The sequence below is a fragment of the Knoellia aerolata DSM 18566 genome, assembly GCF_000768695.1.
GTDB lineage: Bacteria > Actinomycetota > Actinomycetes > Actinomycetales > Dermatophilaceae > Knoellia > Knoellia aerolata.
The window spans coordinates 1-8,022 of the sequence record NZ_AVPL01000094.1 but is presented as its reverse complement, the minus strand read 5'-3'; the positions used below and the strand labels follow the sequence as shown (position 1 = coordinate 8,022).

The 8,022-nt window shown below is 73.9% G+C and carries 9 protein-coding genes; 3 read left to right on the top strand and 6 right to left on the bottom strand.

Translation table 11 applies throughout. From position 1 onward, the window contains the following. Positions 1-490: DUF309 domain-containing protein (locus N801_RS18135; RefSeq protein ID WP_084109238.1), on the bottom strand; the 490-nt coding region annotated here is incomplete at its 3' end. Positions 491-945: 455 nt separating this feature from the next. On the opposite strand from N801_RS18135, the gene N801_RS18130 reads away from it, so the two are divergent. Then, entirely contained in the window at positions 946-1,170 is a 225-nt protein-coding gene (locus tag N801_RS18130; protein ID WP_035940708.1) for a hypothetical protein, read from the top strand. A gap of 213 nt (positions 1,171-1,383) precedes the next feature. Here the strand turns inward: N801_RS18130 and N801_RS18125 are convergent, their stop codons facing one another. From N801_RS18125 to N801_RS18105, 5 genes are all read right to left on the bottom strand, one after another. Continuing rightward, the gene (locus tag N801_RS18125; protein ID WP_052113293.1) at positions 1,384-2,046 is read right to left on the bottom strand and encodes a lysophospholipid acyltransferase family protein; all 663 of its coding nucleotides are present in this window, start codon (positions 2,044-2,046) and stop codon (positions 1,384-1,386) included. Continuing rightward, entirely contained in the window at positions 2,043-2,477 is a 435-nt protein-coding gene (locus N801_RS18120; protein ID WP_245618506.1) for a thioesterase family protein, read from the bottom strand. Before N801_RS18120 ends, N801_RS18125 begins: the two co-directional genes overlap by 4 nt. Next, positions 2,474-3,673: a glycoside hydrolase family 15 protein gene (locus N801_RS18115; protein ID WP_052113292.1), complete on the bottom strand. Its 1,200-nt coding sequence runs from the start codon at positions 3,671-3,673 to the stop codon at positions 2,474-2,476. Before N801_RS18115 ends, N801_RS18120 begins: the two co-directional genes overlap by 4 nt. Positions 3,674-3,796: 123 nt before the next feature. Beyond that, complete coding sequence (locus N801_RS18110) at positions 3,797-4,651, bottom strand: aldo/keto reductase (protein WP_035940707.1); 855 nt, start codon at positions 4,649-4,651, stop codon at positions 3,797-3,799. Positions 4,652-4,699: 48 nt separating this feature from the next. Further along, on the bottom strand, positions 4,700-5,341 hold the full coding sequence (locus N801_RS18105; protein ID WP_035940706.1) for an inorganic diphosphatase: 642 nt from the start codon (positions 5,339-5,341) through the stop codon (positions 4,700-4,702). Between the two features lie 87 nt (positions 5,342-5,428). Here N801_RS18105 and N801_RS18100 point away from each other — a divergent pair, with 87 nt between their 5' ends. After that, positions 5,429-6,883, top strand: a complete 1,455-nt coding sequence (locus N801_RS18100; protein ID WP_052113291.1) for a D-alanyl-D-alanine carboxypeptidase/D-alanyl-D-alanine-endopeptidase — start codon at positions 5,429-5,431, stop codon at positions 6,881-6,883. A 10-nt stretch (positions 6,884-6,893) separates the two neighbouring features. Next, a complete protein-coding gene (locus N801_RS18095) occupies positions 6,894-7,946 on the top strand; it encodes a zinc-dependent metalloprotease (RefSeq protein ID WP_035940705.1) in 1,053 nt (350 codons plus the stop codon). The last annotated feature ends 76 nt before the right edge of the window (positions 7,947-8,022 follow it).

Genomic DNA, 8,022 nt, shown 5'->3' with positions numbered 1-8,022 from the left:
GGAGATCCCTCCCGGGGGCCTTCTGCATGTCCGGGGGGGCTCCCTGCACGTTCGAACTGCCTCGACCGGTGACACGCCTGCGCGCACACTCCATGATCGCGTTGAGGTCGGCGCCGTACGTGGGGCGTCCAGTCGCGACATACGAAGCCAACTTCGTGCCTGCTCGATCAGCGAGCCGGTCCGCGCCACTCTGGTTGCCGCGGGCAGCGTGGGTGATCGCCACGCAGACCTGCGCCAACCCCTGCCAGAGGTCCCGTTCGTCGACCGGCCCCGCCTTCCAGCGCGCTTCCAGCACCTCGTGGGCGGCGAACGGACGACCGGCTTCCACGAGTTCGCGTGCTGTTCGCAACGTCTCCTCAGGCGGCAGCGGCTCCTCCGAGACCGGCTCAACTCCGGCGGTGCCGTACGGCAGAGGCCGGCCCAGCTCATCCCGCGGCCTGGCTTGGCGAGCACGCCCGCGTGCATCGCGGTCTCGCTCATCTCCACTCATCAGGACAGCGTCTCAGGAAACGCCATGATCTGCGCCGGCCGAGCCGTGCCGATGGGCGGGTCCTCCGAGAGGTCATCGTCGCGGCCGATCTCCCGGACGCCGTGTCAGCGCATCTTGAGCTGCGCCACGGTGCGTGCAGCCGCCAGCACATCGACGGCGGCAGGGGCCGCAGGTCGGTGAGGCTCCCCGACGCCTGGAGTTCGATGCCGACCTCCGAAACTGGCTCATCGGGGACGTGCCAGGTGAAGTCGAGCCTGCTCGGCAGGCCCCTCGCTCGGTGGCCGAGACATAGCGGAGTGGTGCTCTGTCTCCGGCCGGCTGCTGGCAGCAGCCTGCGCTCCTGGGTCGAACGGACGGTGGCTCCGCCCCCGCCCCCGCCGGCCCGGCCCCGGTCTCGAAGTTCCACCGTGCGGAGCCCACCCGCTGATGCATGCTGGACGGATGGGCGGCCCACGATGACCGACACGCCCCGTCGCCTGATCCTCGGGGTGCTGTGGCTGGCCGCCGGGTACGGCCTGTTCGGGGCCGTCGTCTGCGTCATCGCCGCGCTGATGACCGGTGAGCGCATGTGGTGGCGCGTCGGCGCGGGACTGCTGGTCCTCGGCGCGGCCGGCGCTGCGGGCCTGGCCGTGTCGCGGAACCGGGCGCGGGTGACGCACCCCGACGACGGGACCGAGTGACGGCGCCGCACCAGGGTGACGGCGCGGCACCGGGGGACGTCAGACGGGGGCGAGGCAGCGAAACGCCCCCATCATGGGGAGGTGGGGGCGTTCCGATCAGGCCGGCCTCGGCGGGTGCGCTCTCCAGGCTCCGCCGGGCGACCGATGTCCTTTCAGGTACCCGTCGACAGCACGGGAAAACCCGGGCGCCGCATCCCGCCGGGGCCTGCGGGGTCAGCGGGCGTGCCACATCCGCTGGGCCTCGGCGATCTGCTCGCGGATGGCCGCCATGATGACGTCGGTGGCCGCGCGCGCAGCGCTCTCGTCGGTGCGACCGGCCCACTCCCCGAGGTCCACCGGCGGACCCACCGACAGGCACGCGGTGTGGCGGTGCCAGATGTGCTCGGTGCCCTGCTTCGGGCCCCACGTGCCGACGGGGACGACGGGCGCCTCGGGGTGGCGCAGCGCCAGCCGGGCCGCCCCCGTGCGTGCCGGCCCGGGCATCTGGTCGGGCTCGGTCGTCAGCCGCCCCTCCGGGTAGAGCGCGACGAGCTGTCCCTTGGCGAGCCGCTCCGAGGCGCGGTCGAGGGCCTGGGCGGCGGACGCAGACCCGCGCGCGACCGGGATCTGCCCGGTCGCCCGGGCCAGTGCCCCGACACCCGGCCACGAGAAGACCTCCTGCATCGCGAGGAAGTGCGGGAAGCGCCGGTGCCCGATGACGACCCGTGCCACTGCCAGGGGGTCGGTCACCGTGAGGTGGTTGGCGACGACGATGACCGGTCCCGTCGAGGGGACCGACCCCGAGGTCCGGAACCGCACCCGGTGCGCCACCGTGGCCACGACCCACACCAGGGCGAACCCGGCGGCGTTGCGCACGTGCTGCCGCGGGGTGGTCACGCGAGCCTGTCGAGGAAGCGGTCGACGTCGACGACGACCCGGGTGACCTCCCCGGTCGCCACGACCTTGCCGTCCGTATGCCGGCCGCTCACCCGGAAGCGCTGCAGCCGCCCGTCCGCGTACGACGGGTCCGACGTCACGATGACCTCCGCCCCGACCGGGGAGGCGGCGACGTGCTGGAGCTCGACGCGGGTGCCGACGCTGGAGCGACCCTCGCGCAGCAGGGGCTCGACCGAGAGGCAGGTCGCCCGCTCGCACCAGGCGAGCAGCCGCGGCGTGGCGAGCACGGGCAGGTTGCCCGAGCCGAGCGCCAACGCCGTGTCGTCGCCGGTCACCGTGAAGCTCAGCTCGGCCGAGACCGCCCGCGCGCCGCCCGAGGCGCCCGAGGTGCCCGAGGCGCCCGCGGCACCCGCGTCAGACGAGCCGCTCACGCGTCCTCCAGCTCGTCGAGGGTGAGGAGGACCAGGGCCGCGGTCCAGAGCAGGGGGGCGGGGCCGGCCGGCTGCCCCGAGCGGTTGACCTTCTCCGGCAGCGACCCCCACGGGGTGCGGTGAGCGTCGAGCCACTCCAGCCAGTGCTCGGCCGTCTCGTCACGGTCCACCGCCGCGGCCGTGTACGCCACGAGGGCCGTCTCGGGCGTCCACGACGTGCCGTCCTGCTTCCACTCCACACCGGGAGCGAGCCCTCCGGACGGCCTCATGGCCTCCCGCTGGTAGGCCAGCCACCGCTTCGTCGTCCGGGGGTCATCGGGCCCGAACGGCGGCATCATCATCGCGATCGCCGCGTCGAGACCGCCTCGGTCGCCGAAGCGCTCCAGCTGCGGGCCCATCGCGGCGAAGACCTTCTCGGTGAGCCGCTTGGCCGCCTGTCCCGCCGCCCAGCGCTCGGCGGACGGACCGCGGTCGGCGGTCGCCCGCAGCCCCGCGACCATCGGAGCCACCGTCCCCAGGGAGGTGTCCGACACCCGCAGCTCCCAGTAGTCCGGGGAGGGCGGCGGCAGCCGCCAGCCGCTCCACGTGAGCCGGAGCAGGTTCGTGAGGCACCGCGACCTCAGCTCGTCCGCCGACGCCGGCAGGGCCGAGGACGACAGCGAGCCCAGGGCCCACAGCACCCACCCGCAGCCATCCGACTGCGGACCGCGGGGCTCGACGACGACGCGGTTGCCGTCGAGGAGGTAGCGCGCGTCGAAGCCCTCCTTGGGGTCGAAGGGCAGCCCCGCGATGAAGTCGACGATCGCGCGGGCCTCGCCCGAGTGCCCGGTGCGGTCGAGGGCGAGGGCGATGAACGCCCCGTCGCGGGGCCAGAAGTAGTCCCACGAGCCGGCTGCACCCGCCGCGGGCGCCCGCCCGGCGTCGATGCCGCTCATCGCCTGGTGGAGGTCCATGAGGGCCCATCGGCTCATCGACTCCCACTCCGTGCCGGCCCCGGGCACGCTCCCGAGCGCCACCCACTCGCGGGCCGCCCGCACGAGCGACGCGCCCCGCGGGTCACCGTCGCCGATGCGGTACTGCGGCGGTGTCGCGAGCTGCGGCTCGGCCCAGATCCGCTCGGCCGAGGGCCGTGAGCCGCAGGCGACGAGCAGGGTGCAGCACAGCGCCGTCACCAGCACCTGCACCGCACGGCGCACGTCACCACCTCCTCGGTCTGCGGCGAACCTACGCTGCCGGGCGGGCGGTGTCCTGGGAACCGTGGGCGGACGGCATACGAACGGCGTATGCCGTCCGCACCGGCTCACGGTCCGGCCTGCGGGCTACATCTCCTCGTGCGTGTCCGGGTCGCCGCCGAAGAGCCGACCGTCGGAGCGGCCGAGCCCGCTGATGGCCGCCATCTCGTCGTCGGTGAGCGCGAAACCGAAGACGTCGAGGTTCGCCTTCTGGCGCGAGGCGGTGCCGGACTTGGGCAGCGGGATCGCCCCGAGCTGGAGCTGCCACCGGAGGATGACCTGGGCCGGTTCGACGCCATGCGCCGACGCCGCGGCGGCAACCGGGTCGGCGTCGAAGGGGGCCTGGCGCTTGCCCAGCGGGCTCCACGACTCGGTCCGGATGCCGAGGCGCTCGTGCTCGGCGCGCAGCTCCGCCTGGGGGAAGAGCGGGTGCAGCTCGACCTGGTTGACGGCCGGGACGACCCCGGTGTCGTCGATGATCCGGGCGAGGTGGGCGGGGGTGAAGTTCGAGACGCCGACGCTGCGCACGAGCCCGCGCTCGCGGCAGTCGACGAGCGCCCGCCACGCCTCCGTGAAGCGGCCGACCGACGGGTTCGGCCAGTGGATGAGCCCGACGTCGAGGCGCTCGAGCCCCAGCGCCCGAAGGCTCGACTCGACCGACAGGACCGCCTTCTCGTAGGCGTGGTCGCGCCCGGGGATCTTGCTCTGGACGACGAGCTCGTCACGGGTCACGCCCTCGGTGGCGGCGCGACGGATGGCCTCGCCGACCTCCGCCTCGTTCTCGTAGTTGACCGCGGTGTCGAGCAGCCGGTAGCCGTTCGTGATCGCCGACGTGATCGCCGCGACACCCTCGTCACCCCGGAGCGGGTAGGTGCCGAAGCCGATCGCGGGGATCGTCGTGCCGTCGTTGAGCTCGTGCGTCTGGGCGATGTCGGAAGCCATGCGGCCCAACCTACGACGCCCGGACGCCCGGACGGCCGGACGGCAGGGTCAGGAGTCGGGGTTGTCGCTGAGCGGCCGGTCCTTCGTGGCGAGCTCCTCCTTGGCCTTGGCGGCCGCGTGCGCGTGCTCCTCCGCGGTGCGGGCCGCGGACGCCGCGCGGGCATCGGACTCCTGGGCGGCCGGCATACGCCACCGGGCCGTCGTCATGCCCGCCTCGCGGGCGCGCTCGATGGCCTCCACGACGCAGCGCTCGGCGTCCTCGCGGCCGGCCCAGTGGGCGCCCTCGACGGACTTGCCGGGCTCGAGGTCCTTGTAGGTCTCGAAGAAGTGCTGGATCTCCAGGCGGTCGAACTCGCTGATGTGCTCGAGCTCGGTGATGTGCGCCTTGCGCGGGTCGCCGGCCGGGATGCAGAGGATCTTGTCGTCGCCACCGGCCTCGTCGCGCATGTGGAACATGCCGATCGGCCGGGCGCGCACGAGGCAGCCGGGCCAGGTCGGCTCGTCGAGGAGGACGAGCGCGTCGAGCGGGTCGCTGTCCTCACCGAGGGTGTCCTCGACGTAGCCGTAGTCCGACGGGTACGCCATCGAGGTGAACAGCATGCGGTCGAGGCGGATCCGGCCGGTCTCGTGGTCCACCTCGTACTTGTTGCGGTGTCCCTTGGGGATCTCGATGGTGACGTCGAACTCCACGGTGGTGGCCTCTTTCGGATCGGGGAAATGACCTACGCTCGGGGCCAGTGTCCCGCATGCAGCGGCGGGCTCGCGGAAAGGGGTCGGATGCGCCGGGCGGTCGTGGCAGGGGTCGCCTGCCTCCTCGTCGGCGGGTTCGGCTACGGCGCGGCGGACGTCGTGGACCTCGCGCCCGGGATCCTCACCTACGACGGCGCCCCCGTGGATCCCCCGACGCCGCCCGGGTCGCCCTCCGCCACCCCCAGCTGGGCGCCGCTGCCGAGCGCCGCCCCCGCCGCGTCCACCACCCCCGGCACCTCGGCCTCGACGTCCACGGCGCCCCCGCCGACCACCGTCGGGCTCACCGCGGCGCTCGCGCGGTTGGCCGCCGACCCGTGGCTGGGTCCCAGCGTCGGCATCAGCGTCCGCGACGGGCTGACCGGCGAGGAGCTGTATGCCGTGGACCCGGCCACCGCGCGCGCTCCGGCCTCGACTCTCAAGGTGCTCAGCGCCTTCGCCGTCACCGAGCACCTCGACCTCGACGCGCGGATGACGACGAGGGTCGTCACCGGCGACGACCCGACCCAGGTCGTCCTCGTCGCCGGCGGGGACACCCTCCTCGGCGACGGTGCGTCCGACGCCTCGCTCGTGGCCGGCCGGGCGGGCATCGCCACGCTCGCCGACGAGGTCGCGAGGTCCCTCACTGAGCGCGAGGTCGGCCCGGTCACCCTCCGGGTGGACGCGACGTACGCCGCCGGACCCCGCTACCCGACGACGTGGAAGAAGGAGGACGTCGCGGCCGGCTTCACCCAGTCGGTCTCGATGCTCGACCTCGTCTCGCAGCGCGCCGAGGGAGGGCGTGCCGCTCCCGCCGTCCCGGAGGCGGGTGTGGCCAAGGCGCTCGCGACGGCACTGACCGCGCGCGGGCACGCCACCACGGTCCTGCCGCTCACCGGGCAGGGTGCCCCCGCACCCGCCGGCGCCACCGAGCTCGGGGCGGTCGAGTCGGCGACCTACGGCCAGCACCTCGGGGTCGCCCTCGAACGCAGTGACAACGCCCTCACCGAGAACCTCGTCCGTCAGGCCATGGTCGCGGAGGGGCAGCCGGCCGCGGACCCGGGTGGCCCGGCCCGCTTCGTCGTCGCCACCCTGGCCGAGGCGGGCGTGCCGACGGCGGGCCTGCGCCTCCTCGACACCAGCGGGCTCTCACCGGGCCAGACGGTCACCGCCACCGCCCTCGCCGACGTGCTCACCCTCGCGACGACGAACGCCGAGCCGGAGCTGAGGCGGGCCCTGGCCTCCCTCCCCGTCGCCGGGCTGAGCGGCAGCCTCGCCGACCGCTACCGCTCGAAGGAGACCAGGGCCGTGGCCGGCATACCGCGGGCGAAGACCGGGACCCTGAGGGGCATCTCCAGCCTGGCCGGCACCACGGTCGACGCGGACGGGCGCCTGCTCGCCTTCGTCATCCTGGCCGATCGTGTGCCACCCTCGGCAGGAACGCTGGGCGCACGTGCGGCGTTGGATCGCTTCGTGACCGCGCTGACCCTGTGCGGATGCCCCTGAGGAGGAGCGCGTGAGCAACAGCTACGTCGACTGGGAGTTCGCCAAGGTCACGGGCCGGACCCTCGTCCCCGCGGGCCCGGCCGTCTCCGCCGAGGAGGCCGCCGCCGAGGTCGGTGCCATCCGCGAGACGGCCCGCCGCGCCCACGGCCCCGTGGCCGAGACCTCCCGGCTCCAGACCCCCGACGACGCCCCCGAGGCGCTCGTCGTGGACCGCCCCACGTGGATCGCGATGAACGCGGACTCGATGGGCGCGATGCTCGGCCCCGCGTTCGAGCAGATCATGACGAGGCACGGCACGGCGTCCGCCCCGAGCGGCTTCGCCAGCGCGATCGGCGGCAAGGTCACCGGCGCCGAGGCGGGCGCGCTGCTGGCGTTCATGGCGAGCAAGGTGCTCGGCCAGTACGACCTCGCCCCCGGAGGCACCCCGGCGCTGCTGCTCGTCGCGCCCAACCTCGTGCAGGTCCAGCGCGAGCTCGACGTCGACGCCGAGGACTTCCGCGCGTGGGTCTGCATGCACGAGGAGACGCACCGCGTGCAGTTCACCGCCGTGCCGTGGCTGCGCGACCACATGGTCGCCGAGGCCCGCACGCTCGCGACCGAGATGGCGCCGGACCAGGACCGCCTGCACGAGCTCACGTCGTCGTTGCGCGAGAAGCTCCCCGAGCTCCTCAGCAGCGGCTCCGGCGGCATCACCGACCTCGTCATGACGGCCGAGCAGCGGGCCAAGCTCGCCGAGCTCACCGCGGTGATGTCGCTGCTCGAGGGCCACGCCGACGTCGTCATGGACGACGTGGGGCCGGCCCACATCCCGACGGTCGCCGAGATCCGCGCGAAGTTCACCGAGCGCCGCAAGGGCGTCGGCGCGTTCGACAAGCTGCTGCGCCGCCTTCTCGGGCTCGAGGCCAAGATGCGCCAGTACCGCGACGGGGCGGTCTTCGTCCGCGGCGTCCACGACAAGGTCGGCGTCGACGGTTTCAACGCCATCTGGACCTCGGCCGAGACCCTCCCGCGCCCCCTCGAGATCACCGACCCGGCCGCCTGGGTCGCCCGCGTCCACGGCTGACCGGTCATGCCCGGTCCGCACCCCGCGACGGCGAGGATCCGGTATGCCGTCCGCTCGGCTCTCGCGGACCTCCCGG